At 74.8% G+C, this 24,417-nt stretch carries 22 protein-coding genes, 1 tRNA gene and 1 riboswitch; of the genes, 18 read left to right on the top strand and 5 right to left on the bottom strand.

The genetic code is table 11. The features are described from left to right. Nucleotides 1-89 precede the first annotated feature (89 nt). The gene (locus tag ACPYO6_RS05155) at nucleotides 90-554 is read left to right on the top strand and encodes a hypothetical protein (RefSeq protein ID WP_425713823.1); all 465 of its coding nucleotides are present in this window, start codon (nucleotides 90-92) and stop codon (nucleotides 552-554) included. On the opposite strand, the gene ACPYO6_RS05150 is transcribed toward ACPYO6_RS05155, so the two are convergent. From ACPYO6_RS05150 to ACPYO6_RS05140, 3 genes are read right to left on the bottom strand one after another with little or no spacing between them, the layout of a single operon-like run. Then, nucleotides 520-975, bottom strand: coding sequence for a (deoxy)nucleoside triphosphate pyrophosphohydrolase (locus tag ACPYO6_RS05150; RefSeq protein ID WP_425713822.1), 456 nt, complete (start codon nucleotides 973-975; stop codon nucleotides 520-522). The genes ACPYO6_RS05155 and ACPYO6_RS05150 overlap by 35 nt on opposite strands. Continuing rightward, on the bottom strand, nucleotides 972-1,958 hold the full coding sequence (locus ACPYO6_RS05145; protein WP_425713821.1) for a transglutaminase family protein: 987 nt from the start codon (nucleotides 1,956-1,958) through the stop codon (nucleotides 972-974). Before ACPYO6_RS05145 ends, ACPYO6_RS05150 begins: the two co-directional genes overlap by 4 nt. After that, nucleotides 1,955-4,585: a circularly permuted type 2 ATP-grasp protein gene (locus ACPYO6_RS05140; RefSeq protein WP_425713820.1), complete on the bottom strand. Its 2,631-nt coding sequence runs from the start codon at nucleotides 4,583-4,585 to the stop codon at nucleotides 1,955-1,957. The genes ACPYO6_RS05145 and ACPYO6_RS05140 overlap by 4 nt, the downstream gene beginning before the upstream one ends. A 142-nt stretch (nucleotides 4,586-4,727) precedes the next feature. On the opposite strand from ACPYO6_RS05140, the gene ACPYO6_RS05135 reads away from it, so the two are divergent. After that, a tRNA-Gly gene (locus tag ACPYO6_RS05135) sits at nucleotides 4,728-4,798 on the top strand. A gap of 162 nt (nucleotides 4,799-4,960) precedes the next feature. After that, a complete protein-coding gene (locus ACPYO6_RS05130) occupies nucleotides 4,961-5,440 on the top strand; it encodes a LapA family protein (RefSeq protein ID WP_425713819.1) in 480 nt (159 codons plus the stop codon). A 20-nt stretch (nucleotides 5,441-5,460) separates the two neighbouring features. On the opposite strand, the gene ACPYO6_RS05125 is transcribed toward ACPYO6_RS05130, so the two are convergent. After that, on the bottom strand, nucleotides 5,461-7,086 hold the full coding sequence (locus ACPYO6_RS05125; RefSeq protein WP_425713818.1) for a hypothetical protein: 1,626 nt from the start codon (nucleotides 7,084-7,086) through the stop codon (nucleotides 5,461-5,463). A 121-nt stretch (nucleotides 7,087-7,207) separates the two neighbouring features. Here ACPYO6_RS05125 and ACPYO6_RS05120 point away from each other — a divergent pair, with 121 nt between their 5' ends. The 5 genes from ACPYO6_RS05120 to ACPYO6_RS05100 all read left to right on the top strand — a co-directional run bounded on the left by ACPYO6_RS05120 (nucleotide 7,208) and on the right by ACPYO6_RS05100 (nucleotide 11,114). Further along, nucleotides 7,208-7,729 (top strand): hypothetical protein, encoded by a 522-nt coding sequence (locus tag ACPYO6_RS05120; protein WP_425713817.1) that lies wholly within the window; start codon nucleotides 7,208-7,210, stop codon nucleotides 7,727-7,729. A gap of 259 nt (nucleotides 7,730-7,988) precedes the next feature. Continuing rightward, complete coding sequence (locus ACPYO6_RS05115; protein WP_425713816.1) at nucleotides 7,989-8,837, top strand: YqeB family protein; 849 nt, start codon at nucleotides 7,989-7,991, stop codon at nucleotides 8,835-8,837. 84 nt (nucleotides 8,838-8,921) lie between these two features. Then, on the top strand, nucleotides 8,922-9,500 hold the full coding sequence (gene dcd / locus ACPYO6_RS05110; RefSeq protein ID WP_425713815.1) for a dCTP deaminase: 579 nt from the start codon (nucleotides 8,922-8,924) through the stop codon (nucleotides 9,498-9,500). After that, nucleotides 9,497-10,666: a hypothetical protein gene (locus ACPYO6_RS05105; RefSeq protein ID WP_425713814.1), complete on the top strand. Its 1,170-nt coding sequence runs from the start codon at nucleotides 9,497-9,499 to the stop codon at nucleotides 10,664-10,666. The genes dcd and ACPYO6_RS05105 overlap by 4 nt, the downstream gene beginning before the upstream one ends. 82 nt (nucleotides 10,667-10,748) lie before the next feature. Continuing rightward, nucleotides 10,749-11,114: a hypothetical protein gene (locus ACPYO6_RS05100; protein ID WP_425713813.1), complete on the top strand. Its 366-nt coding sequence runs from the start codon at nucleotides 10,749-10,751 to the stop codon at nucleotides 11,112-11,114. A 111-nt stretch (nucleotides 11,115-11,225) separates the two neighbouring features. On the opposite strand, the gene ACPYO6_RS05095 is transcribed toward ACPYO6_RS05100, so the two are convergent. After that, nucleotides 11,226-12,647, bottom strand: coding sequence for an MFS transporter (locus ACPYO6_RS05095; protein WP_425713812.1), 1,422 nt, complete (start codon nucleotides 12,645-12,647; stop codon nucleotides 11,226-11,228). A 200-nt stretch (nucleotides 12,648-12,847) separates the two neighbouring features. Between ACPYO6_RS05095 and ACPYO6_RS05090 the strand changes: the two genes are divergently transcribed. From ACPYO6_RS05090 to ACPYO6_RS05045, 10 genes are all read left to right on the top strand, one after another. Continuing rightward, a complete protein-coding gene (locus tag ACPYO6_RS05090; RefSeq protein WP_425713811.1) occupies nucleotides 12,848-15,916 on the top strand; it encodes a Na+/H+ antiporter subunit A in 3,069 nt (1,022 codons plus the stop codon). Continuing rightward, a complete protein-coding gene (locus ACPYO6_RS05085; RefSeq protein ID WP_425713810.1) occupies nucleotides 15,913-16,389 on the top strand; it encodes a Na(+)/H(+) antiporter subunit C in 477 nt (158 codons plus the stop codon). Before ACPYO6_RS05090 ends, ACPYO6_RS05085 begins: the two co-directional genes overlap by 4 nt. After that, on the top strand, nucleotides 16,386-17,993 hold the full coding sequence (locus tag ACPYO6_RS05080) for a Na+/H+ antiporter subunit D (RefSeq protein WP_425713809.1): 1,608 nt from the start codon (nucleotides 16,386-16,388) through the stop codon (nucleotides 17,991-17,993). Before ACPYO6_RS05085 ends, ACPYO6_RS05080 begins: the two co-directional genes overlap by 4 nt. 143 nt (nucleotides 17,994-18,136) lie before the next feature. Further along, complete coding sequence (locus tag ACPYO6_RS05075; RefSeq protein WP_425713808.1) at nucleotides 18,137-18,781, top strand: Na+/H+ antiporter subunit E; 645 nt, start codon at nucleotides 18,137-18,139, stop codon at nucleotides 18,779-18,781. Next, nucleotides 18,778-19,317, top strand: a complete 540-nt coding sequence (locus ACPYO6_RS05070; RefSeq protein WP_425713807.1) for a monovalent cation/H+ antiporter complex subunit F — start codon at nucleotides 18,778-18,780, stop codon at nucleotides 19,315-19,317. Before ACPYO6_RS05075 ends, ACPYO6_RS05070 begins: the two co-directional genes overlap by 4 nt. Continuing rightward, a complete protein-coding gene (gene mnhG / locus ACPYO6_RS05065) occupies nucleotides 19,314-19,694 on the top strand; it encodes a monovalent cation/H(+) antiporter subunit G (RefSeq protein ID WP_425713806.1) in 381 nt (126 codons plus the stop codon). The genes ACPYO6_RS05070 and mnhG overlap by 4 nt, the downstream gene beginning before the upstream one ends. A gap of 83 nt (nucleotides 19,695-19,777) precedes the next feature. Continuing rightward, the gene (locus ACPYO6_RS05060) at nucleotides 19,778-20,056 is read left to right on the top strand and encodes a DUF4235 domain-containing protein (protein ID WP_425713805.1); all 279 of its coding nucleotides are present in this window, start codon (nucleotides 19,778-19,780) and stop codon (nucleotides 20,054-20,056) included. Nucleotides 20,057-20,108: 52 nt separating this feature from the next. After that, nucleotides 20,109-20,214: riboswitch (TPP riboswitch) on the top strand. A gap of 56 nt (nucleotides 20,215-20,270) precedes the next feature. Further along, complete coding sequence (locus ACPYO6_RS05055; protein WP_425713804.1) at nucleotides 20,271-21,419, top strand: thiamine ABC transporter substrate-binding protein; 1,149 nt, start codon at nucleotides 20,271-20,273, stop codon at nucleotides 21,417-21,419. Further along, nucleotides 21,308-23,179 (top strand): ABC transporter permease, encoded by a 1,872-nt coding sequence (locus ACPYO6_RS05050; protein WP_425713803.1) that lies wholly within the window; start codon nucleotides 21,308-21,310, stop codon nucleotides 23,177-23,179. Before ACPYO6_RS05055 ends, ACPYO6_RS05050 begins: the two co-directional genes overlap by 112 nt. Next, nucleotides 23,173-24,315: an ABC transporter ATP-binding protein gene (locus tag ACPYO6_RS05045; RefSeq protein WP_425713802.1), complete on the top strand. Its 1,143-nt coding sequence runs from the start codon at nucleotides 23,173-23,175 to the stop codon at nucleotides 24,313-24,315. Before ACPYO6_RS05050 ends, ACPYO6_RS05045 begins: the two co-directional genes overlap by 7 nt. The last annotated feature ends 102 nt before the right edge of the window (nucleotides 24,316-24,417 follow it).

The raw sequence follows: 24,417 nt of genomic DNA, 5'->3' as shown, positions 1-24,417 counted from the left end.
ACCCGTGGCGCCCGAGGCAGGACGCGGGTGGCGCGCCGGGCGCCGCGCCCGCCGGGGCCGGTAGGTTGATCCGCGGAGAGGGGACCGCCATGCACGACGACGCACGACCCGGCACGTCGGGCATGCCCGCGACTGCTGCGGCGCCCGGCGCGACCCTCGACGACGACGAGGAGCGGCGTGGTCGGCACGGCGGACCCGCCGGCGGCTCCGGGCCGGACGACGGCGATGCCCCCGACGAGGACCGCCGGCGTCGGCGCCGCACGACCGCGGTCGTCGCGGGGGTCTGCCTCCTGCTCGTGCTCGTCATGACGGTCGGCGCGGCCCTGCTCGTGGGCCCGCGGAGCCCGGCGGAGTACGGCGACTGGCTGCCGCTGGATCGCCTCTGGGACGACTGCGCGGCCGGGGACGGGGCGGCCTGCGACGAGCTGTTCGTCGAGTCCCCGATGCAGTCGGACTACGAGCGGTTCGGCAGCTCGTGCGGGGACCGGTTCCCCGGGGCCACGCGGGCGTGCGTCGACCTCATGGAGAACCGCCAGGACGAACGGCAGCGGTAGACCGGCTGCCGGCCAGGAGGCTCGCCCGCATGAGGCGGGCGATCGGGACGTCGCCGTCGAGCCAGTCGAGGCCGGTGAGGTCGCCCGGGCCGACCCAGCGCAGCTCGTCGTGGTCCTGCAGCGGCTCGGGGGCGCCGGCAGTGAGCCGCGACCACCACACGCGCATGACCATGCCCTCGACGATCGGCCAGTACCCACCGGACGGGCCGGGCAGGAGGTCGCCGAGCGCGACGCTCACCCCCAGCTCCTCCGCGAGCTCGCGGTGGAGGGCGTCGGCGGGGTCCTCGCCGGGCTCGACCTTGCCGCCCGGCAGCTCCCAGCGGCCCGCGAGGTGCGCGGGCGCCGAGCGGCGGGCGCACAGCACGCGGGGCTCGGCGTCGTCGTCGAGGATCGCCGCGGCGACGACGAGGCGAGGGCTCACCAGTCCTCGCCCGCCTCGGCGCGGGCCACGAGGTCGGTGAGCTCGGGCTCCTCGACGGGCCACAGGTCGACCCCGACGTCGAGGGTCGAGGCACCCTCGTCCCGGTAGACGATGCCGGACAGCGGCGAGACGTCCCGGAAGTCGCGGCCCCACCCGAGGATCACGTAGCGGGAGTCGACGAACTGGTCGTTCGTGGGGTCGAGGTGGACCCAGCCGCCGCCGGGAACCCACACCGCCACCCACGCGTGCGTGGCGTCGACCCCCCGGAGCTTCTCCCGCCCGGGCGGCGGCCGCGTCTCGATGTACCCCGAGACGTAGCGGGCGGACAGGCCGATCGACCGCAGGCCGGCCACCATGAGGTGGGCGTAGTCCTGGCACACGCCCCGGCGATGGTCGAGGATCTCGTCGAGCGTGGTCCGCACCGTGGTGGTGCCCGGCGCGTAGTCGAGGTCGGTGTAGATCCGGTGGCACAGGTCCCAGGCCGCGGCGACGACCGGCCGGTCGGGCGCGAACGACTCCGCCGCGTAGGAGAGGACGTTCTCGCCGGGGCTCGCGTGCTCCGAGGGCAGGGCGTGGTCGACGATCGACATCACCGCGCTCGCGCCCTCACCGTGCTCGGCGTGCCCGGTCGAGCGCATGACCGCGACCTGGCCGGCGGTGTCCTCCCAGGACACGGTCGGCAGCCGGGCGGGGTCGGTCCGGCGGTCGATGGTGAGCAGCGACCGGGCGACGACCTCGAGCTCGGTGTGGTCCTCGGTGACGTGGAAGTAGGTGACCCGGTTGCCGTGCACGTCGAGGTGCTCGGCGAGCTCGCCGGGGGTGGGGGAGACGTCGAGGGACGTGGCGTGCACGTGCTGCCCGCCGACCTGCCTGGGCAGGATGAGCGCGCGGCCGTAGGAGCTCGTCACCGTGGTGTCGTACGTGTAGGTGGTGCGGTGCTCGAGGCGGTAGTACGAGGTGCCGGACGTGGCCGAGGGGGTCACATCTCCCACCTGCCCTCGGTCCACCGGGCGGCCGGGGTGCGGCGGAAGTGGACCGCGGTGATCTCGCCGGTCAGCTCGCGCAGCCGCCACGAGATCGAGGTGAGGATCTCCGCGAGGTGGGTGCGGGTGCCGTCGTCGCGGACCTCGTCGGCACGCTCGGTGCGCAGCTCGTCGAGGAGCTCGCGGACCTGCCCGAGGAGCTCGTCGCGCTGGCCCGTGGTCCGCGCCAGGGCGGGCAGGTGCTCGAGGTGCTGGGTGAGGGTGGCGACCTGGAACGCGAGCGAGCGGGGGTTGGACTCGTCGAGCAGGAGCAGCTCGAGCGCGGCCCCGAGGCCGCCGGTCGGGTAGCGGCGACGGAACGTGATGACGGAGTCGTGCGCAGTGAGGACCGACTCGAGGACGAGCTCCTCCGTGCCGGCGTCGCGGCGGGTGCTGAGCGGCTCGAGGGCGCCGACCACCCCCTGGGCGCGCTCGAGGCGGCGCCCCACGTCGAGCAGCCGCCAGCCGATGTCCCGCACGAGGGACTCGGTGAAGACGCCGTGCAGCGCCATGAGCGACTCGAGCAGCCGGCTCAGGGTGCTCTGCACACCGGTGAGCTCGTCGGTGGCGCGGCGGCGGCGCTCGCGACCGATCACGCGGTCGAGGCTCGCCATCACCGTCAGGACCTCCGGCGGGAGGTTGTCCCGGACCCCGCGCGCGTCGCGCTGCATCCGGGCCACGCACCACGCGACCGAGCCCGCGAGGGACCGGTCGGTGACGAGCGCCCCGAACGCCGGGTCGTCCGGCGCGAGGCCGAGGGCGCGGACGAGGACGTCGAGGGCCTGGCGGCCGGAGCCGCCGACCGTGGAGTCGTCGGCCGGTTCGTCGGCGGAGTCGGACCCGGTCGTGGTGTCGGACCCGGTCGTGGTGTCGGACCCGGTGGCGGTGCCGTCCGCAGCGGCCGGACCCTCGCTGCCGTCCCCCTCGACGCCGTCGTCGGAGCTCTCCGTCTCGTCGGTCTCGTCGTCGGGGCGCGAGCGGAAGTCGTCCCAGCGGTCGGTGGCCACGGACAGCATGCGGACCATGCCCTCGGCCCGCTCGGTGTAGCGCCCGAGCCAGAACAGGTCCTCGGCGGCGCGGGGCGACACGGCGGTGTCGGGGAAGCGACCCGGCAGGACGTCGCGCCCCGTCGCGCCCGACGCCGTCACCGGCTGCGAGCGGTGCGTGATGACCCAGACGTCCTTGGCACGGCCCGCGAGGGTCCCCCCGAGCGGGGTGGCCGCGTCGTCGTCGGAGGAGATCCCGACCGCTCCGGACATCACCTGGTAGTCGGGGCCGTCGACCGCGGCGAACAGGCGCAGGGAGGTGGGGCGCGGGTGCAGCGTCCCGGAGTCCACGGTGGGGGTGGTCGAGGCGTCGACCGGCTCCTCGCCGACCCACCAGCCCGGGCGCTCGGAGATGCGCGCCGCGAGGGCAGCGCGCTGGGTGACGGTCAGCTCCCAGCCCCGCACGGCGCCCTCGGGGCCGGCGACGGGGCGGACGACGAGGCGGTGGAGGTTGGCGATGACGTGGTTGCACATCGACCGGTCGCCGCACCAGTACGTGACCGCGGAGGGGAGCTCGAGGTCGCCGAGCCCGAGGTAGCGGGCGGCGCGCGGGAGGTGGGCGCGCAGGGCGGGGGACTCGAGGACGCCGGAGCCGATGGGGTTGACCACCGCGACCGAGCCGGAGCGCAGGGCGTGCAGGAGCCCAGGGGTGCCCGTGCCGGCGGTCGAGCGGATCTCGAGCGGGTCGACGTCGCCGGCCGGGACGTGCCGCAGGAGGACGTCGACCGGCTCCTCGCGGCCGAGCGAGCGCATGGTGAGCCGGCCGTCCTCGACCCGCAGGTCGGAGCCGTGCACGAGCTGGAGGCCGAGCATCCCCGCGAGGTAGGCCTGGTCGAAGTACGTGGGGTGCTCGGGGCCGGGGGTGAGGACGGCGATGTGCGGCTCGTCGCCGGCGCCCGGCGGGGCGGCCTCCTGGAGCGAGCGGAGCAGCGCCTGGAAGTACGGGCCCACGCGGCGCACCCGGGAGCGGCGATAGACGCCGGACAGGACCTCGGAGACGACCCGGCGGTCGGCCATCGCGTACCCCGCGCCGACCGGCGTGCCGGTGCGGTCCATGAGCACGGTCCACGTGCGGTCCGCGTTGCGCGCGACGTCGACCGCCAGGTGGAAGAGCCGGTGCTCCCCGTGCTGCGGGAGGGAGTGCGCGTGCCGCGAGTAGCCGGGGTGGGCGAGGACGACCTCCGGCGGGATCGTCCCGGAGGTCAGCAGGCGGCGCTCGCCGTAGAGGTCGTCGAGCACGAGGTCGAGCAGCTGGGCGCGCTGGGCGAGGCCGGACTCGAGCGGCTGCCAGCCGTCGTCGTCGACGAGGACCGGGACCGGGTCGAGGTTCCACGTCTCCGTGGAGTCCGGCTCCCCGTACGTGACCGACTGGTCCTGAAGAAGGTCGACGACCTCCTCGGCCACGGCGTCGAGCGCTGCGGGGTCCGATCCGAACGGGCGGGTGAGGATGCGCGTCCACGCGCGCCGGTGGTCGGGGTGCGAGCCGAGCATCTCGTCGTGCGCGGTCGCCCGGGCGCGGTAGTCGTCGACGAGGTGGCTCACGGTCCTCCTGTCGCTCGACTCCCGCCCGGACCAGGCTCGCCACGAGGCTACCCGCCCGGTCGGAGGGTCTGCTCACAGTCCGGCTGCCGTGGCGCGCGAACGGCCCCGGTCCGGGTACAGTGGTCGGGCGCTTCGGCGCGACGCGGGTGTAGTTCAATGGTAGAACTTCAGCTTCCCAAGCTGACAGCGCGGGTTCGATTCCCGTCACCCGCTCCGCACGGACCGAGCCGCGGCACCGATCATCAGGTGCCGCGGCTCGGTCGTTCCAGGGACGTACCGGACGGGCGCGGGGCGCGCCGCGACGTCCGGCAGCCGAGGCCCCGCCCGCCTACGCTGAGGTTCCGAGCACCCTCGTGACCACGGAAGGCGTCCGTCATGAATCGCGCACCCGACCCCTCCGCCGGCGATCCCACCGTCCCCGGGCGGGCAGCCGACGACGCTCGAGCCCCGGAGAGCCTGGGCGAGTACGTGCCCGGCGACCGTGACCACCCGGGCGGGACGTCCGCGCAGCCGCCCGCGACCTCCTCGACCGGTCCGCGACCTGCGACGGGTTCCTCCCCGGTCCAGGCGCCCCCGCGCCAGGGCCCTGGCATCGCCGTCAGCACCTGGGTCGCGCTCATCCTCGGCGCCGTGATCCTCGTTCTCGTGCTGGTCTTCATCCTGCAGAACAACGTCCCGGCGGACTTCAGCTTCCTCGGCTGGAGCTTCGAGCTGCCGCTCGGCATCGCGATGCTGTTCGCGACGATCGCCGGCCTGCTCGTCATGGCGTTGTTCGGATCGGTGCTGCTCGTGAGGTCCGCGCGCCGGGCGCGCAAGCTGGAGAAGGAGCTCGCCGTGCACCGGCGCGGTCGCTGACCGTCCGAGCGGGCCGGACCTCAGTCGGCGGCCACGGCCTTTGCCGGGACTCGCGCACCGCGGATCGCGGACAGGTTGACGAGCAGGGTGAGCGTGAAGGCGAGCCCGGCTGACGCGAGCATCGCCACGACCATGCCGACCGCGTCGGTGGCGACGGTCGGCACGACGAACGCGGGCAGGTAGGCGGTCGCCTCGGCACCGAACACGCCGACGAGCGCGCCGCCGACGGTCGCGGAGAGGAGGGCGACGCCGAGGATGCGCCGATCGCCGAACATGAACGGGTAGGAGGCCTCGACGAAGGTCCCGAAGAAGAAGTTGACCGCCGACCCGGAACCCGCGAGCGCCCGTTCGCCCGACGTCCGGGGCCGCACGACGTTCGCCAGGGTGATGCCGAACGAGACCATGACGAGCGCGACCATGTCGACGGCGCCGAAGAAGCTGTGCCCCTTCTGCCCCATCTCCAGCAGCACGAGCGGCAGGATCACCGAGTGGTAGACCCCGGCGACGATGGCCGGCCACATCGCCAGCCCGGCGAGGGCACCGGCGAGCAACGGGTTGACGTCGACCGCCCACTCGATCGAGGTCTGCACCCACTCGCCGAGATAGCTGGTCAGCGGGGCGAGCGCGAAGTGCACGAGCAGGCCCGGCAGCAGGCCGGCGAACGCGCCGGTGACGATGTTGGCGGTGGTCGCGGGGAACCGGTGGGCGAGCGTCCAGCGCAGGAGGAACGACGCCGCGAGACCGGCGAGGATCCCGCCGACCAGCCCGCCGAGGATGCCGCCGGGCGCCGAGAGGGTCCCGGCGATCGCACCGGCGACCAGGCCGACCTCGTCGAGGGCACTGATGCGCCGGGCGGCGACGGTGGCCACGATGATCGGCAGCGCGGCGACGAGCAGGTCGAACACCGGGGTGAGGCCGTCGGCGCCCGGGATCCGGCTGACGGCGAGCACGAGCGCGAGGGCGATGAACGCCGGGATCGAGCCGACCATGATGCCGCGCAGGCTGATCCGCCGCCACGCCGGCTCGGACGTCCCGTCCGCGACTCCCGTGGCCGCAGAGCCGCCGAGGGAGGGGCGGTACGGGATTCGCCAGTGGCGGGCGAGCCCGGACACGTACGCCACGGCGCGGGTCGAGCTCGTGGTGCCGGTGGTTCCCGAGGCGGAGACGAGGTCGAGACCCATCCGCTGCGCCGTGGCGATCGAGGTGCCGCCGGTGCCCGCCGCAGGCAGGCCGCGTTCCACCGCGGCCTCGACGGTGCGGCGGTTCGTGTCACCGGGGTCGGCGCTCATGAGGACGAGCGCGTCGACCCGCCCCTCGCGCACGAGCGCGGCCGTGCGCTCGTCCTGCTCGCGCGCCGCGGTATTGACCTCCTCGAGCGTGCCGGTCGCGAGGAGCGACGGCTCGCCCTCGACGAACCCCCACAGCTCGGCGGGCGCGTCCGGTGCGATCCCGTCCATCGACGACGACGCCGCCACGAGCTGCACCGGCCCGACCTGGAGCCCGGCCGCCCCGATCTGCCGGGCCACGTCACGCAGCATCCGCGCGGGGTCGTCCCCGCCGTGGCTGCGCAGGTTGCCTCCGCTGCTGCCCAGCACGGCGACGGTGCGGACCTCCGTGCGTCGGGGCTCGTCGGTGGGCTCGGACATGGTGGGAGGCCTCTCGGGCGGGACGGCGGGACACGGCACCCTAGAGGCGGGGCGGGGCCGCCGCACGTCCCGTCCGGACCGTGGCGCATGCGCATGCGCATGCGCGTGCCAGGCTGGCGCCATGACGACGCGCGCCCAGCTGAGGAAGGCCGCCCTCGCGCAGCCGGAGACCGAGGAGAGCGGCACCCGGGCCGCCGCCGAGTTCCTGGTCGCGGGCACCCGCTTCGCCGCGGTCGAGGACGGCCAGGCCGTGCTGCACCTCCCAACCGCCGACGCCGACGAGGTGCTGCGCGACCACCCGTCGGCGGCGCGGGCCGAGGAGGCGGGCGGCGTCGTCGTGCGTGTCCCGCTCGCCGACATCGGTGGTATGGCGCTCAACCACTGGGTGCGCCGCGCCTGGGCGTCGCGTGCACCGGCCGGGCTCGTGCGGGAGGCCGAGGGTGCGTCGTCGGCCGAGCCGGGCGAGGTCGGCGACCTCCCGCGCGAGATCGGGCGCCCGGCCACGCGCGCGCTCGCCGGGGCGGGCATCACCTCGCTCGCCGAGGTGGCCGCGCGCAGCGACGCCGAGCTGCTCGACCTGCACGGGGTGGGGCCGAAGGCGCTGAGGCTCCTGCGGGCGGCCGCGCCTGCGACGAACGGTTGACCGCGGTCATCCTCCGGTCGTAGCGCAGGCGGGCACTTCTACCCGCAGGACTGATGCCCCGGCGCGCCCGACAGGGCCATGCTCGTGCCATGACCTCGACGCCGTCCGCCGCGCTGCGGCGGACGTGTGCGTCGTCGACCGGAGGGGGCGCGTCATGACCGTCGACGAGCGGACCCGGAGCAGGCACCGAGCGCCTCGACTCCCGCAGCTGCGTCCGGCGAAGGTCGCCCAGGAGCCGACCGAGCCCGAGCGAGCCGACGTGAAGCGCACCGACCCCGCGGGGGAGCACCCCGCGGCGAAGACCACCGCACCGCAGGACGGCAACCCCCGGCCGCCCGCCGCAGAGCCTGCCGCCGGCTCGGCCTCCCTCCCCGTCGTCCCGGAGCCCGCGGACGAGCAGCCGCGCCGCGCTCCGGCCACGACCCGCGTCCGGGCCCGCACCCGCCACCGCCTCGCCCTCATGCTCGGGCTCCCGGGCGCGGGCGTCGTCGTCGGGCTGGCCGTCGCCCTCGTCGTCGAGATCGTCGCCCACCTGACCGTCTTCGACGGCGTGCTCGGATACGCGGACTCGCTCGGCGAGCCGGTGGGCCTGATGATCGGCACGGGCCTCGGGCTCGTGCTCGGCGCGATCGTCGCCGGTGCCGCGCTGCGCGAGACGATGCGCGCCGAGATCTCCGAGCGGTCGCTCCTCGTGGTCTGGGACGACGCACGCGTCTGCGTCCCGCGCGCCCTGGTCGGGCAGATCGTGCTCGCCGACGACCTCGTGGTGCTCGGCCGCGGCGGCGTCGAGCTCGCCCGGGTCCCCATGCGCCTCGCGGAGGAGCCCCTGCGGGCCGCCCTCGCCGAGCACGACTACCCCGAGCCGCGGGCCGACGACCCGCACGAGGACGACTTCCGCCCGTGGGGCGAGGACGACGGCCTCGACGACGCGACCACCCGGCTGCTCGCGGCCCGCGCGGCCGCGGTCCAGGACGGCCAGCCCGGCGACGCCGAGCTCCTGCGCCGCCAGCTCGCGCGCCGCGGCGTCATGGTCCGTGACCGGGGCGGACGGCCGCCGCAGCAGCAGTGGCGTCGCGTGGTGGCGCGTCACCGGCCCGCCGCGGAGTAGGCACCGAGGGTGGCGCGCGGCGCCTCGACGGCTGCCCGCCGAGGGGCGTCCCCGGCCTCCTGCCCTCGATGGCACAATCGGTCCGTGCTGCTCTCCGACCGCGACATCCGCGCGCAGATCGACGCCGGACGCGTGGGCCTGGAGCCTTTCGACCCGTCCGCCGTGCAGCCGGCCAGCATCGACGTCCGCCTCGACCGCCGCTTCCGGCTGTTCGACAACCACCGGTACGACGTCATCGACCCGTCCGCCGACCAGCCCGAGCTCACCCGGCTCGTCGAGGTCGGCCCCGACGAGCCGCTCGTGCTCCACCCCGGAGAGTTCGTCCTCGGCGCGACCTTCGAGCAGGTCACCCTGCCCGACGACGTCGCCGCCCGCCTCGAGGGCAAGTCCTCGCTCGGGCGCCTCGGGCTGCTCACCCACTCGACGGCGGGCTTCATCGACCCCGGCTTCACGGGGCACGTGACGCTCGAGCTGTCCAACACGGCGACCATGCCGATCCGGCTGTGGCCGGGGATGAAGATCGGCCAGCTGTGCTTCTTCCGGCTCAGCTCCGCCGCCGAGCACCCCTACGGGCAGGGCGCGGACGGCTCGCGGTACCAGGGCCAGCGCGGGCCGACGGCGTCCCGCTCCCACCTGCGCTTCAACCGCGTCGACGTCCCATGACCACGCGCCGGGCCCGCCGCGAGGCGGAACGCGAGCGAGAGCGCGCGCAGGCTGCGGCCACGCAGACGCGACGGCGGGATCTTCGCCCGCACGGCACGGACGAGCCGGCCCCCGCCCCGGACACGGACACGGCTGCACCCGCCCGGGCGGCCGGTGCGCGGACGCGACGCCTCGACCGCTCCGTCGCCGCGAACCACCACCTGCTCGTGCTCGAGCGCCCGACGACGGCCGCCGCCCTCGCGGGCGTCCTCGTCGAGCGGCTCCCGGACCTGCGCACCCGCCGGGACGACGAGATCATCCTCGCGCCGGGCGCCGTGCTCACCGGCCCGTGGGAGGTCACGCCCGAGCTGGCCGCCGAGCTCGACCTGCCCGGGGCCTGCGCGTTCGTCCTGCGCGTGCGCCCCGACCGCGGGGACCCGACGCCCCCGGAGCTGCGCGGCCTCTCCCCGCTCGACGACGCCTTCCCGGACGGCTCCCCGCAGGGGGACGAGCTCGCGGCCCTCGAGAACGTCCACGCCCTCGCCCGGCGCCTGGGCGGCGCGATCCGGGTGACCGGCACCGGCGCGGTCGTCGTCCCGGACCCCGCCTCGGTCATCGATCGGCTCGTGCGCAGCGAGGTCGAGCTCGGCGCCACCGAGCTGGCCGTGCTCCTCGACCGCTTCCTCGACGACGTCGTCGTCCTGTCCGACGACATCTGGGGCGGAGGCTCGTCGTCCGTCGGCGGACGCATGGTCGGCGACGGCCCGGAGTGGGCACGCGACATGGTCTCGATCGAGGTGACGACGGTCGCGCCGGTGACCGAGCTGCCGGCGATCCGTCCGCCGCGCCCGACCGACGACGGCTCCCTGCTGGTGCCGCTCCTCGAGGCGCCGGTGCTCGGACGACCCGGCTCCGGCCGGTCCTCGCTCGCCGAGCGCGGGGACGAGGGGGCGACCCCGGACGCGGTCCCCGGGTCCCGCCCGGTGCTCACCTACGAGGTGCGGTTCCGGCCCGGCCGCCCGATGGACGTCCTCGGGACGCACCCCACCCGCGCGGGGCGGCGCTCGCGGCGGGAGGGCCGGCGCGTGGTCGACGGCGTGTCAGCCGACCTCGTCCGGCTCATCGGCGGGCACGTCATCGACGACGACGGGTTCCACCGCAGCACCGGCCCGGCGTCCGACGACTGAGACGGGGCGGATCCCCGACCCGCGGAGTGCCCGACCTGCCTAGCGTCCGTTCCGACACTTCCGGCACCTGGAGAGGACCACCATGTCGACCTACAGCCCCGAGCTGCAGAAGGCCACGCTCGCCGACGTCGCGCCCGACGTCCATGGTCGGATCTCGAAGCGCACGGCCGAGCTCGACGGCGTGTCCGTCACCGAGGTGACGTTCGACGTCGGTGCGAAGTGGTCCGAGGACCTCAAGCCCGACGCCGGCACGGAGCTGTGCGAGCTCCCGCACGTCGCCTACGTGACGGCCGGCGTGCTCAGGATCGTCGCCGCCGACGGAACGGAGGTCGACTACGCGGCGGGCGACGTCATGCTCCTCCCGCCCGGGCACGACGCGTGGACCGTCGGCGACACCGCCGTGACGTTCGTCGAGTTCTCACGCGGCAACGACTACTACGGGGCGTAGGCCGGGCCACCTGTACTACGGGGCGTAGGCCGGGCCACCTGTACTACGGGGCGTAGGCCGGGCCACCTGTACGAGGAGTAGACCGGGTCGCCTGCACCGGGCCCGGACCGGTCACCCGCCGGCGCGCCGCAGCCGCGCGGCCGCGACGACGACGACCACGAGCGCCGGAAGGGTGACCAGGCACAGCGCGCCGAACCCCCAGATCGCCACGACCGGGCCGGACAGGATCGCGCCCGCCGCGGCGACGGCGTTCATCGCCATGTCGCCCGCCCCCTGGACGACGGGCCGCTGCGCGGCCGAGACGGCGCCGGTGAGCATCGCGGCGGCGGGCACGGTGACGACCGACCAGCCGAGGCCCACGAGGAACAGCGCGACGCCGACGACCTCGCGCGAGGGCCCGGCGACGGCCCCGACGACCGCGCCGACCCCGAGGACGGCCAGGCCGCCGAGGATCACCGGGACGGGGCCGAGACGGTCGGACGCGCGGCCGACGAGTGGGGCGAGCCCGAACATCCCCAGCACGTGGACCGAGATGACGAGCCCGACCACCCCGATGTCCGCGCCGTGGTGGTCGAGGTGGATCGGCGTCATCGTCATGATCGAGACCATGACGAGGTGCGCGAGCACCTGGGCCGTGAGCGCGAAGCGGGCGCGGGGGACGTCTCGGACGAGGCGCAGCGCCGCGCGCACGGTCGTCCGGCGGGCGGGGTCCGCGGGCGGGGCCGGCGCCGGCTCGTCGGCGGGGAGCTCGGCGGGCGCGGTGACGTGCCGGGTGTCGTCGTCGTGCTCGTCGACCGGGCGTGAGTCGATCTGGCGCGGGTCGGTCGAGGGTGCGCCGGCCGACGACCGGGTGCTCGCCGTGCGCGCGTCGCGCAGCCGGATCGAGAGCAGGAGCGGGTCGGGGCGGAGCAGCACGAGCAGCGCGAGGGCCGCGACGGCCATGAGCGCGCCCCCGATGACGAACGCCCCGGTGTACTCCGGCAGCCCCCAGCGCGCCTCGAGCGCCTCCCCGGGCAGGCCGAGGTTGGGGCCGAGCACGGAGCCGATCGTCCCGACCCACACCACGAGGGCGATCGACCGCCCGCGACGGTCGGACTCGGCGAGGTCCGCGGCCGCGAACCGCATCTGGAAGTTGGCCGCTGCTCCGCAGCCGACGAGCATCATCCCGACGACGAGGAGCGCCGTGCTCGAGACCACCGCGGCGAGGACGAGCAGGCCGGCCCCGACGGCGGCCGCAGCGTAGGCGGAGGCGAGCGCGCCGCGCCGGCCCCACCGCAGCGCGAGGGTGCCGAGGGGGACGGCGGCGATCGCGGCACCGATCGTCGTCGCGGACCGGGCGACGCCCGCCCACGCCTCCGACTCGACGACGGCGCTCGCGAGCAGCACGCCGATGCTCGGGGCGGCGCCGGCCCCGAGGTTGCCGAGCACCTGACCGAGCGAGAGCGTGGCGAGGGTCCGGCGTCGGGTGCCCCGGACCTCCTGGTCGGACGGCAGCGGGAACGACGACGGCGCTCGGTCGTCGGGGCGTGGCACCGGGACAACCTAGCCCCCTGGTTGGACGACGAGAGCATCGCCACCCGGACGGGCACGGTCCGCACGTGGTCCGGCCTTTACACTGTGGTCAACCCCCGTCGGCCGGTCGCTCCGGCCCGAGCCGTCGCCCGTGCCCAGATACGGACCGGCGTCCAACGGACCGGGGACACGACGGACCGCGACCGGATGGGAGACAGCCCGTGATCGAGCTGCTGACCCTCCACGCGCTCGTGGCCGTCGCAGCTCCGCCGCTCGTCTCCCGGTTCGGACGCCGGATCTTCCTGCTCCTCGCGCTCGCGCCGGCCTCGGCCGCCGCCTGGGCGCTGGCGCACACGAGCGAGGTCCTCGCCGGGGACGGACCCACGCAGCTCGTCACGTGGGTGCCGGGGTACGACCTGCACCTGGACTTCCGCCTCGACACGCTCGCGTGGCTGATGACGATCGTGGTCGGCGGAGTCGGCGCGCTCGTCCTCGCGTTCTGCGCCGCCTACTTCTCCCGGACCGCGAAGGGGCTGCCCCGCTTCGCGGGCGTCTTCGTCGCCTTCGCGGGCGCCATGCTCGGCCTCGTCACCACGGACAGCACGCTGCTGCTGTATGTGTTCTGGGAGCTGACGACCGTCTTCTCCTTCCTGCTCATCGGGCACTCGTTCGAGCGCCAGTCCGCCCGTCGTGCCGCCGTGCAGGCCATCCTCGTCACGACCCTCGGCGGCCTCGCCATGCTCGCCGGCGTCATCGCGCTCGGCGAGATGGAGGGTGGCTCGTACCGCCTCTCCGGCCTGGTCGAGGCCGGGGCGAACGGGCGCCTGGCCGAGGGGCCGCTGCTCACGTGGGCGATCGTGCTCGTGCTCCTGGGCGCGCTGAGCAAGTCGGCGCTCGTGCCGTTCCACTTCTGGCTGCCGGCCGCGATGGCCGCCCCGACCCCGGTCTCCGCGTACCTGCACGCCGCGGCGATGGTCAAGGCGGGCGTCTACCTGGTCGCGCGGCTCGCACCGGGCCTCGCCGACCAGACGGCGTGGCAGGTCATGGTCCTCGGGTTCGGGCTCGGCACCCTCCTCATCGGGGGCTACCGGGCGCTGCGGCAGCACGACCTCAAGCTCGTCCTCGCGTTCGGCACCGTGTCCCAGCTCGGCTTCCTCATCGCCCTGGTCGGCCACGGGCAGCGCGCCGTGGCGCTGGCGGGGCTCACGCTCCTGCTCGCGCACGCGCTGTTCAAGTCCTGCCTCTTCCTCTCCGTCGGCATCATCGACTGGGCGGTCGGCACCCGTGACCTGCGCAAGCTCTCGGGGCTCGGCAAGCAGATGCCGGTCCTCGCCGTCGTCATGGGTATCGCGACCGCCTCGATGGCGGGACTGCCACCCACGCTCGGCTACCTGGGCAAGGAGGCGGCCCTCGAGGCGCTCGTCCACGGCACCGGCTGGGTCGACACCGTCACGCTCATCGGCGTCGTCGCCGGGTCGGTCCTCACGCTCGCCTACGGGCTGCGCCTGTGGTGGGGCGCGTTCGGCACGAAGAAGGGGCTCGAGCCGACAGTGGTCCCGCGCCGCTCGATGCTCATCATGGCGCCCCCGATCGTGCTCGCCGCCCTCTCGCTCGCCGCGGGCCTCGTGCCCGGCCAGGTCGAGCGGATCCTCGCCCCGCACGCCGATCTGCACCCCGGCGAGCCGGGGCACCTCGTCCTGTGGGCCGGGGTCACGCCGGCGTTCCTCCTCACGCTCCTCGTGATCGTCCTCGGCGCCGTCCTGTTCGCGTTCCGGAGGCAGGTCGAGCGCGCCCAGGACCTCCTGCCGGACCACGCCGGCGCCGAGGGCGTGTACCGCCGCTCGCTCGTGGCCCTCGACCACTTCGCCGCCGACGTCACCGCGATGACCCAGCGCGGCTCGCTGCCCGCCTACCTCTCGACCATCTTCGTCACGTTCGTCCTCGCCGCACTGGGCGCGCTCGTGCTCGTCCCGGGCGCGGTGCCGGCCGACCTGCGGCTGGCGGACTCCGCCCTGCAGGCGGCGGTCGCGCTCCTCGTGTGCGTCACCGCCGTGCTCGCCGCCCGCGCGCGCCGCCGGCTCAAGGCCGTCATCCTGCTCGGCGTCGCCGGCTACGGCGTCGCGCTGCTGTTCGTCCTCCACGGCGCTCCGGACCTCGCGCTCACGCAGGCCGTGGTCGAGACCGTCACGCTCGTCGTGCTCATCCTCGTCCTGCGCCGCCTGCCCGCGTACTTCTCCAACCGGCCGCTCGCCGCCTCGCGCTGGACGCGGTTGGCCATCGCCGCGGCGGTGGGCACCACCGTCGCGGTGCTCGCGCTGTACATGACCGGCGGTCGGATCCACGAGCCGGTCACGGTCGACTTCCCCACCGAGGTCTACGAGTACGGGTACGGGCGCAACATCGTCAACGTCACCCTGGTCGACACGCGTGCGTGGGACACGCTCGGCGAGGTCTCGGTCATCGTGGCCGCAGCCACCGGCATCGCCTCGCTCGTCTTCGTCCGCGGCCGGTTCGGGCGCGTCGAGCGCCGCGTCGAGCCGCGGAAGGGGTCGCCCGGCGTGTGGGCGGAGTTCCCGGACCCCGCCGCCGTCGTCCGCAAGGAGCGCCACCGCCCCGGCCCGAGCCCGCGGCTGCGAGACCCGCAGCGGGGTCAGCGCTGGCTCGCGGCGAGCGCGACGCTCGCCCCGGTGCGGCGCTCGGTGATGTTCGAGATCGGCGCCCGGCTGATCTTCCACACGCTCATCATCTACGCGCTCTTCCTGCTGTTCTCCGGCCACAACGCGCCGGGCGGCGGGTTCGCCGGCGGCATCGCGGCGGGCATCGCGCTCATCGTCCGCTACCTCGCGGGCGGCCGGTTCGAGCTCGCCGAGGCGGTGCCGCTGCACCCCGGCCAGCTCCTGGGCAGCGGGCTCGTCGCCATGGTCGCTGCGGCGACGATCCCCATGCTGTTCGGCGGCACGGTCCTGCAGAGCGCGGTCTTCGACTTCACGCTGTGGCCGTTCGGGGACGTGCACCTCGTCACCACGCTCTTCTTCGACATGGGTGTCTTCCTCGTCGTCATCGGCCTCGTGCTCGACATCCTGCGCTCGCTGGGCGCGGAGGTCGACCGCCACGGCGAGCTCGAGGGCGAGCAGGCGCCCGACCTCTCCCACGACGACCCGGCGCGCGCCGCCGACGACCGCGTCGTCGGCGTCGACCACCGCGACGACGTGCCGGACGAGCTCCAGGGCGCCGACGCACCGACCGCGCGTCCCGGTCTCGACGGCTCCGCCGGACGGGGGCGCACATGATCGACGTCAGCCCCTCCCTCGCCCTCGTCGTCGTGATCGCCGTCCTCGTCGGGGCCGGTGTCTACCTCGTGCTCGAGCGGTCCCTGTCGCGCATCGTCATCGGCGCGGGCCTCATCACGCACGGCATCAACCTGCTCATCCTCGTGGCGGGTGGTCGGGCCGGAGAGCCGCCGATCATCGGCCAGTCCGCCACGGAGGACATGTCCGATCCGCTGCCGCAGGCGATGATCCTCACCGCGATCGTCATCAGCCTCGGCATCACCGCGTTCCTCATGGCGCTCGCCTACCGCTCGTGGCAGCTCAACGGGCACGACGAGGTGCAGGACGACCTCGAGGACCGCCGCATCGCGCGCCGCGCCGCCCGCGACGAGCTCGACGCCCGCTCGACCGACGACTCGGGAGCCAGCCTCGAGCAGGAGGCCGAGACGACCTTCGACGAGACCGACACGGACGACTCCGGGGGGCGCGCATGAGCATGGACTGGCTCCTGGCCGTCCCGGTCATGGCCCCGCTGCTAGGCGCGGGCCTCTCGCTCGTGCTCGCGCGGTTCCGCAAGGCGCAGGGCATCATCTCGGTGGTCGTGCTCGCCGCGGTCCTCGCGGTGGCGATCGTGCTGCTCGTGGCCGTGGACTCCGGGCCACTCGTCCTCAACATCGGGGGGTGGTCGGCGCCCGTCGGCATCGTCCTCGTGGGGGACCGGCTCTCGGCGCTGCTGCTCGTGGTCTCCGTGGCCGTCACGCTCGCGGTCCTCGTCTACTCGTTCGCCCAGAACGTGGCCGACGGCGACGAGGGCGCACCGGTGACGATCTACCACCCGACGTTCCTCGTCCTGTCGGCGGGGGTCTCGAACGCGTTCCTCGCGGGCGACCTGTTCAACCTCTACGTCGGCTTCGAGATGCTCCTCGTGGCGAGCTTCGTGCTCATCACGCTCGGCGGCACGCGCGACCGGATCCGCTCGGGGACGGTCTACATCATCGTCTCCTTCAACTCCTCGTTCATCTTCCTCATGGGGCTGGCCTACGTGTACGCCGCCGCGGGGACGGTCAACATGGCCCAGCTCGCGCAGAGGCTCCCGGAGATCGACCCCGGCGTGACGATCGTCCTCGAGGCGGTCCTGCTCATCGCGTTCGGCATCAAGGCGGCGCTGTTCCCGCTGTCCGCCTGGCTACCCGACTCCTACCCGACCGCGCCCGCGCCGGTGACCGCGGTCTTCGCCGGCCTGCTCACCAAGGTCGGCGTCTACGCGATCATCCGGTCGCAGGTCACGCTGTTCGGCGACGGCCGGATGAGCACGGTGCTCATGGTCGTCGCGGCGGCTGCGATGCTCGTCGGTATCCTCGGGGCGGTCGCCCAGGCGGACCTCAAGCGTCTGCTGTCCTTCACGCTCATCAGCCACGTCGGCTACATGATCTGGGGCATCGGTACGGCGACCACCGACGGGCTCTCGGCCGCGATCTTCTACGTGGCCCACCACATCACCGTCCAGACCGCCTTGTTCCTCGTCGCCGGTCTCATCGAGCGCCGCGGCGGCACGACCTCCCTCGTCCGGCTGGGGTCCCTCGCCAGGCTCGCGCCGCTCCTGGCGATCCTCTATCTGGTCCCCGCGCTCAACCTCGCCGGAATCCCGCCGTTCAGCGGGTTCCTCGGGAAGGTCGGGCTCATGCAGGCCGCCGCGACCGAGGGCTCCTGGATGTCCTGGACACTCGTCGCGGCCGGCCTCGTCACCTCGCTGCTCACGCTCTACGCGGTGGTCAAGGCCTGGAACATGGCGTTCTGGCAGGAGGCGCCCGAGGAGCTGCAGGGGCAGTCCACGCCCGCCACGATGACGCTGTCGGCCGGCGCCGTCATCGCGATGTCGCTCGGCATGACCGTGGCCGCGGGGCCGATCGTCGACTACGCGGACACGGCCGCCCGGGACCTCATGCTGCGCACGCCGTACATCGCCGCCGTGCTGCCCGGCGGGGTGCGCGGCGACGGCATCTCCGACGAGGTCGCCGAGGAGGGCGAGCGCTCGGAGGAGGTCCCCGTGGAGACGCCGAGCGAGGACCAGCCCGTCGGAGAGGAGGGAGTGCCGTGACCGAGGACCTCGGACACTTCCGTGCGGGGGCCGCCACGCCCTCGGACCCGCGCACCACCGTCCGTGGCAGCCGCCGGGGCCGGCCGGGCGCCCGCGCCAATTGGGGACGTCGCCGAAGCGCGCGCGGCGCGCCCCCTCGCCTCGTGCCCACGTCGTGGAAGCTCGTCGTCTGGCTCACGGTCGTCTGGGTGCTCCTGTGGGGCGACCTGTCGGTCGGCAACGTCGTGGCCGGCTTCGCCCTGGGCATGTTCGTCACGATCCTCATGCCCATGCCGCGCGCCACGGGTCGGACCACCGTGCGACCGCTCGCGGTGGTGGTGCTCGTCGCCGTCTTCGTCAAGGAGGTGCTGCGTGCCTCCTGGCAGATCGTCGTCCTCACCGTCCGCGGTCGCGCCCCGCGCGGTGCGGTCATCCGCGTGCAGCTCCGCTCCCACTCGGACCTCATCCTCACCGCGACCGGCGGGATGTGCTCCCTCGTGCCCGGCTCGCTCGTCGTCGAGGCGATGCGCCTGTCCGGCATGCTCTACATGCACATCCTCGACGTCGACATCTCGGGCGGGCTCGAGCAGGCGCACATCGACGTCCTCGCCCAGGAGGAGCGGCTGCTGCGGGCCTTCGCCACCGACGACCAGCTCGTCGACGCCGGCTTCCGACCCGGGTGGTCGCGGCGCGCCGGCCGGCTGCCGGCGCCGTCGGTCGAGGGTGCCGCCGCCGACGCGCCGTCGGAGGAGGGGCCCGCCGACGGGGTCCGTAGCGAGGACCGGACGACGGATGGGGGCGCCTCATGATGGAGGCCGTGGTCTACGGCTGCCTCGGCATCGTCGTGCTCGCCGTCTTCGTCGCGCTCGTGCGCATGGAGCGCGGGCCGTCGACGCTCGACCGCGCGGTCTCGACGGACGTCGTCACCGCCTCCGTCGTCGCGCTCGTGGGGCTGCTCATCGCCTGGACCGGGGACGCGGCGTACCTGCCGATGCTCGTCGTCCTCACGCTCGTCGGATTCCTCACGACGGTCACCGTCGCGCGGTTCACCGCCGTCGAGAAGTCCGACGAGGCGCGGATCCTCACCAAGGAGGAGCTCGCCCAGGTCATCGCCCGCGAGCGCGAGCTCGAGGACGACGACGCGCCCGTCCACGGTCCCGACTCCCCGCGCGTCACCGGCGAGGACGTCGACGACGAGGACGCGGACGTCGACGCGCCGACCGGCACCGGCTCCCCGCGCGAGGGTGCGGGCAGCGACCCGGCCGGGAGTGCGGCCGACGGCCGTGCCGACGGAGCGCCCCACGGCGCGGCGACGGGCACCGAGCAGGGGGAGGCGCGCTCATGAGCTGGTCCGACGTCGTCTCCGTGCTCGCGGCGATCCTCCTGGTGGCCGGGTCGCTGCTCGTCCTCGTCGCGGCGCTCGCGCTCGTCCGCTTCCCCGACCTGTTCAGCCGCATGCACGCGGCGGCCAAGCCGCAGGTCCTCGGCCTCGCGCTCCTCATGGCCGGCGTGGCCCTCGAGGTGCGCGACCCGCGGATCGGGTGGACCCTGGTCCTCGTCGTCGCGTTCCAGCTCCTCACGGCGCCCATCAGCGCCCACATGGCAGGGCGCGCCGGCTACCGCACGGGGCGGGTGGACCGGTCCCGGCTCGTCGTCGACGAGCTGGCCGAGGACATCGAGGCCGCGGGCGGCGACATGAACCACCAGCACACTGGGGCATGATCGTCCCCGGGGGACGCGCGGGACGACCGGGCGGACCACCACACGACGACCAGGGCGAGAGGCCCTGACCACGGAGGGCACAGATGGACATCGGTTGGAAGATCGTCAGCACGGGCGCCGGCGTGGTCGCCGGCATCGCGGCGAACAAGATCCTCGCCAAGGGGTGGGTCGCCGCCACCGGGCACGAGCCGCCGGAGGTCGTCGACGGCGACGACTCGGTCTCGCTCGTCGAGATCGTCATCTTCACGGCCGTCTCGGGCGCCGTCGTCGGCCTCGTGCGCCAGCTCGCCATGCGTCAGGCGGCGAAGTGGTACAAGCCGGCCGAGCTCCAGAAGGTCGCGGACGACGTCTTCGACGACTGACCCGCGCGCCGGGACACGAACGTCGGACCCCTGCGCGCCGGGGTAGCATGCCGGTGAACGACAGGGGAGCGCCGAGCCGGCGCTGAGAGTGCGGGAAGCCGCAGACCCTCGAACCTGATCCGGTTAGCACCGGCGGAGGTAGTCGGGACATCTCTCCGTCGTCGCGGCACCCGCCGCGGCGACGAACCCTGCGCACCCACGCAGGAGGTTCGACATGCACAGCACGACCACCCGTCGCGGCGGGGCCGTCCTCGGCCTCGCCTCGGCGATCACCCTCACCCTCGCCGGCTGCTCGCTCGGCGGCGGGGACGACGAGAGCCCCGACGACGGCGCGCCGGCCGGGTCGGACGGGACGACGACGGAGGGCTCGGCGTCCGAGGGCCCGTCGTCGGGCGGGTCCGGGCCCGGCGTGGGCGGCGAGGTCGCGCTCGTCGCGCACGACTCGTTCACGCTGCCGGACGAGCTGATCGAGGCGTTCGAGGCCGAGACCGGCTACACCCTCGTCGTCACCTCGCCGGGCGACGCCGGCAGCGTCGTCAACGACCTGCTGCTCTCCGCGGGCAGCCCGTCGGCCGACGTCGTGTACGGGATCGACAACGCCTACGCGAGCCGGGCCGTCGACGGCCAGGTGCTCGAGGCGTACACGTCCCCCGAGCTGCCCGCCTCCGCCGAGGAGCTCCTCGTCGACGGCGGGGACGAGCTCACCCCGATCGACTTCGGCGATGTCTGCCTCAACGTCGACACCGCCTGGTTCGAGGCCGAGGGCCGCACCCCGCCCGCGACCTTCGAGGACCTCGCCGACCCGGAGTTCGCCGACCTCGCGGTCGTCACCGACCCCAACGTCTCCTCGCCCGGCCTCGCGATGCTCGTCGGGACCGTCGCCGAGAGCGGCGAGGACGGGTTCGCCGACTACTGGCAGCGGCTCCTCGACAACGGGGTCCGCGTCGTCGACTCCTGGTCCGACGCCTACTACGTCGACTTCACGTTCTCGGGCGGGGACCGACCGGTCGTCCTGTCCTACTCCTCCTCGCCGGCGGCGACGCTCACCGAGGACGGCTCGGCCTCGACGACGGCGGCGCTGCCCGAGACCTGCGTCCGGCAGGTCGAGTACGCGGGCGTCGTCGAGGGGGCGGACAACCCCGAGGGGGCGCGCGCGGTCATCGACTGGCTGCTGTCGGAGGACGTCCAGTCGGCACTGCCGGACGCGATGTACATGTACCCGGTCGACGACTCCGTGGCGCTGCCCGAGGCATGGGCCGAGTTCGCCCCGCCCGCGGAGGACCCGATCGAGATGCCGGCGGCCGAGGTCGACGAGCACCGCGAGGACTGGCTCGCCACGTGGGACGAGGTGGTCGGCGGTTGACCGCCCGCCGCGCCGCGCGAGTGGTCGCGGCCGGGGTCCCGATCGCCTTCCTCGCGGCGTTCTTCGTGGCCCCGGTCGTGGCCCTCGTCGTCCACGGCTTGCTGCCCGGCGAGCGGATCCCGGGGATCCCCGCGGGTGACCCGGTCCTGGAGATCCTCGCGCGGCCCGGCACCGGGCGGGCGCTCGTGCGCACCCTCGCGCAGGCTCTCGCGGCCACGGCGTGCGCCGTGCTGCTCGGGGTGCCCGGCGCCTACGTCCTCTACCGGACGAGCTTCCCCGGCCGGAGGCTGCTCCGCGTCGTCGTGGCCGTCCCGTTCGTGCTGCCGACCGTCGTGGTGGGCGTCGCCTTCCGGGCGGTGCTCGCGCCGTCCGGCATCCTCGGCGGCCTCGGGCTCGACCGGACGCCATGGGCGCTGCTCGCGGCCCTCGTGTTCGTCAACTACTCGGTGGTGGTCCGGGTGGTCGGACCCGCGTGGGCGGCGCTCGACCCGCGCCCCGCGCAGGCCGCCCGCACGCTCGGCGCCTCCCCGTGGCGGGCGATGCGCACGGTCACGCTGCCCGCGCTGACCCCCGCGATCGTCTCGGCCGGTGCGCTCGTCGCCCTCTTCTGCGCCACCTCGTTCGGGATCGTCCGCACGATGGCGCCGCTCGGGTGGTCCACCCTCGAGACGGAGATCTGGCGGCTCGGCACGCGCAACCTCGACCTGCGCGGGGCGGCGGTGCTCTCGCTCGTGCAGATCGTCGTCGTCGTCGCCGCGACCGTGCTCGTGGCCCGCTCACGGGGCGTGCCCGGGCGGACGCGGCCGGTGCCGACCCCGCCGCTCGACCTGCGCGTGCCCGGCCAGCTCGCGGCCGCCGCGACGACCGCTCTCGCCGTGGGCGGCCTGCTCCTGCTCCCGATGCTCGGGCTCCTCGAGCGGGCGCTGCGCGCCCCCGACGGGTCCTGGACCTTCGACCACTTCCGTTCCCTCGCGGGCGACGGTGACGGCGCCCTGCCGAGAACCGTGCTCGACGCGGCCGAGCTGTCCCTGCGGGCCGCCGTCGACGCCACGGTCCTCTCGCTGGTGGTCGGGCTCCTCGCCGCGGTCGTCATCGCGGGGCGGCCCGGCGCGGGGCCGCTCGTCACGGCGGGGCGGAGCGCAGGGAGCTCGCGGGTGGGCGGGAATGCCCGGGCAGACGGACGCGGGCAGGCCGACGGAGTCGGCCGGACGGGTCGGCGAGGCCGGATTCTCGGACGCGGCCGGTCCCTGCTCGACACGCTCGTCATGCTCCCGATCGGGGTCTCGGCGGTGACCGTCGGGTTCGGCATGGTCCTGCTCTCGACCTGGCTGCCGGTCGACCTGCGCTCCTCGCCGCTCGCCGTCCCGATCGTCCAGGCGGTCGTCGCGGTGCCGCTCGTGGTGCGCACGGTGGTCCCGGTGCTGCGGGCGGTCCAGGCGCGGCAGCGGGAGGTCGCGGCGACCCTCGGGGCCTCGCCCGCCCGGGTGCTCCGCACGATCGACGGACCGGCGCTCCTGCGGGCCGGCGGCGTGGCGACCGGGTTCGCGTTCGCGGTGTCGATGGGAGAGTTCGGGGCGACGAGCTTCCTCGCCCGCTCGACCGACCCGACGCTGCCGGTCGCGATCGTCCGGCTCCTCGGGCGGCCGGGGGCGGAGACCCACGGGACGGCGATGGCCGCGGCGGTGCTGCTGGCGGCGCTGACGGCCACGGTGATGGCGCTCGCGGAGCGCGCGCGGGCGGAAGGAGATGCGGGATGGTGACGAGCGACGACGGCGCGGGGCCGACGGGCACGGCGGGCACGGGGGCGGACCGGACGACCGCGGAGGGGACGGGGGCGGACCGGGCGACCGTTGACGGGGGCGGCCTCGTCGTCGAGGGGGTCTCGGTCGTCTACCCGGACGGGCACAGGGCGGTCGACGACGTGTCGGTGAGCGTGGCGCCCGGCGAGGTGCTCGCCGTGGTCGGGGCCTCCGGGTCGGGCAAGTCCTCGCTGCTGCGGGCGGTCGCCGGGCTCGAGCTGCTCGCGTCCGGGACGGTGCGCCTCGACGGCGCCGACCTCGCGGGCGTCCCGGTGCACCGCCGCGGCGTCGGCCTCGTCTTCCAGGACGGGCAGCTGTTCGACCACCTCGACGTGGCGGGCAACGTGGCCTACGGGCTGCGCTCGGTGCCGCGGGCGAGGCGGGCGACCCGCGCGCGGCGCGACGCCCGGGTGACCGAGCTGCTCGAGCTCGTCGGGCTCGCGGAGCTGGCCGACCGGCCGGTCACCACGCTCTCCGGCGGCCAGGCCCAGCGGGTGGCCCTTGCGCGGGCCCTCGCGCCGCGGCCGCGGGTCCTCCTGCTCGACGAGCCGCTCTCGGCCCTCGACCGCGGCCTGCGCGAGCGGCTCGCCGTCGACCTGTCGGCGATCCTGCGCACCGCCGGCGCCACCGCCCTGTACGTCACGCACGACCTCGACGAGGCCGCCACCGTTGCCGACCGCATCGCCGTCCTCAGCGACGGGCGCCTGCGGCAGGTCGCGACACCGGGACGGCTGTGGGAGGCGCCGGCCGACCGCGAGGTCGCCGAGCTCCTCGGCCACGGCCCGGTCCTGCCGGCGGCGGCGCTCGGGATGTCGGGTGCGGCCGGTCCGGGCGCCGGTGCCGGCGAGGTGGCACTGACCCCGGGTGCGCTCGTCGTGGGCCCCTCGGACGCCGAGATCGCGGCCGTCCTCCCCGCCCGCGCCACCGCCGTGCGGCAGCTGCGCGGGCGCACGTGGGTCGACGTCGTCCTCGAGGGAGGCGTGCGCGCGCGGGCGCTCGTCGTCGGGCGGGGGTCCGTTCCCGAGCCGGCCGACGTCCGGGAGGTCGCCGTGCTGAGGGCGGGAGTGGTCCTGCTCGGGGCGTCGGAGACGGCGTGAGGGTGCGGGCCGCGGGTGGTCGCGGCGTCGTGCGGGTCGCGGGGACGGTGACGGACCACGGGTGCGACCGCCGGGGGTGCGTCGTCGTGCGGGGGTGTTCCC

The sequence above is a fragment of the Georgenia sp. Z1344 genome (genome assembly GCF_049856295.1).
Classification (GTDB): Bacteria; Actinomycetota; Actinomycetes; order Actinomycetales; family Actinomycetaceae; genus JB111.
Note: the sequence above shows the minus strand (reverse complement) of the source record. Positions and strands in the feature narration are given on the sequence as shown.

Coding starts and splice junctions, on each gene's coding strand:
- ACPYO6_RS05155 (WP_425713823.1), top strand. CDS start 90: ATGCACGACGACGCACGACCCGGCACGTCGGGCATGCCCGCGACTGCT.
- ACPYO6_RS05130 (WP_425713819.1), top strand. CDS start 4,961: ATGAATCGCGCACCCGACCCCTCCGCCGGCGATCCCACCGTCCCCGGG.
- ACPYO6_RS05125 (WP_425713818.1), bottom strand. CDS start 7,086: ATGTCCGAGCCCACCGACGAGCCCCGACGCACGGAGGTCCGCACCGTC.
- ACPYO6_RS05120 (WP_425713817.1), top strand. CDS start 7,208: ATGACGACGCGCGCCCAGCTGAGGAAGGCCGCCCTCGCGCAGCCGGAG.
- ACPYO6_RS05105 (WP_425713814.1), top strand. CDS start 9,497: ATGACCACGCGCCGGGCCCGCCGCGAGGCGGAACGCGAGCGAGAGCGC.
- ACPYO6_RS05100 (WP_425713813.1), top strand. CDS start 10,749: ATGTCGACCTACAGCCCCGAGCTGCAGAAGGCCACGCTCGCCGACGTC.
- ACPYO6_RS05085 (WP_425713810.1), top strand. CDS start 15,913: ATGATCGACGTCAGCCCCTCCCTCGCCCTCGTCGTCGTGATCGCCGTC.
- ACPYO6_RS05080 (WP_425713809.1), top strand. CDS start 16,386: ATGAGCATGGACTGGCTCCTGGCCGTCCCGGTCATGGCCCCGCTGCTA.
- ACPYO6_RS05070 (WP_425713807.1), top strand. CDS start 18,778: ATGATGGAGGCCGTGGTCTACGGCTGCCTCGGCATCGTCGTGCTCGCC.
- mnhG (WP_425713806.1), top strand. CDS start 19,314: ATGAGCTGGTCCGACGTCGTCTCCGTGCTCGCGGCGATCCTCCTGGTG.
- ACPYO6_RS05060 (WP_425713805.1), top strand. CDS start 19,778: ATGGACATCGGTTGGAAGATCGTCAGCACGGGCGCCGGCGTGGTCGCC.
- ACPYO6_RS05055 (WP_425713804.1), top strand. CDS start 20,271: ATGCACAGCACGACCACCCGTCGCGGCGGGGCCGTCCTCGGCCTCGCC.
- ACPYO6_RS05050 (WP_425713803.1), top strand. CDS start 21,308: ATGGGCCGAGTTCGCCCCGCCCGCGGAGGACCCGATCGAGATGCCGGC.
- ACPYO6_RS05045 (WP_425713802.1), top strand. CDS start 23,173: ATGGTGACGAGCGACGACGGCGCGGGGCCGACGGGCACGGCGGGCACG.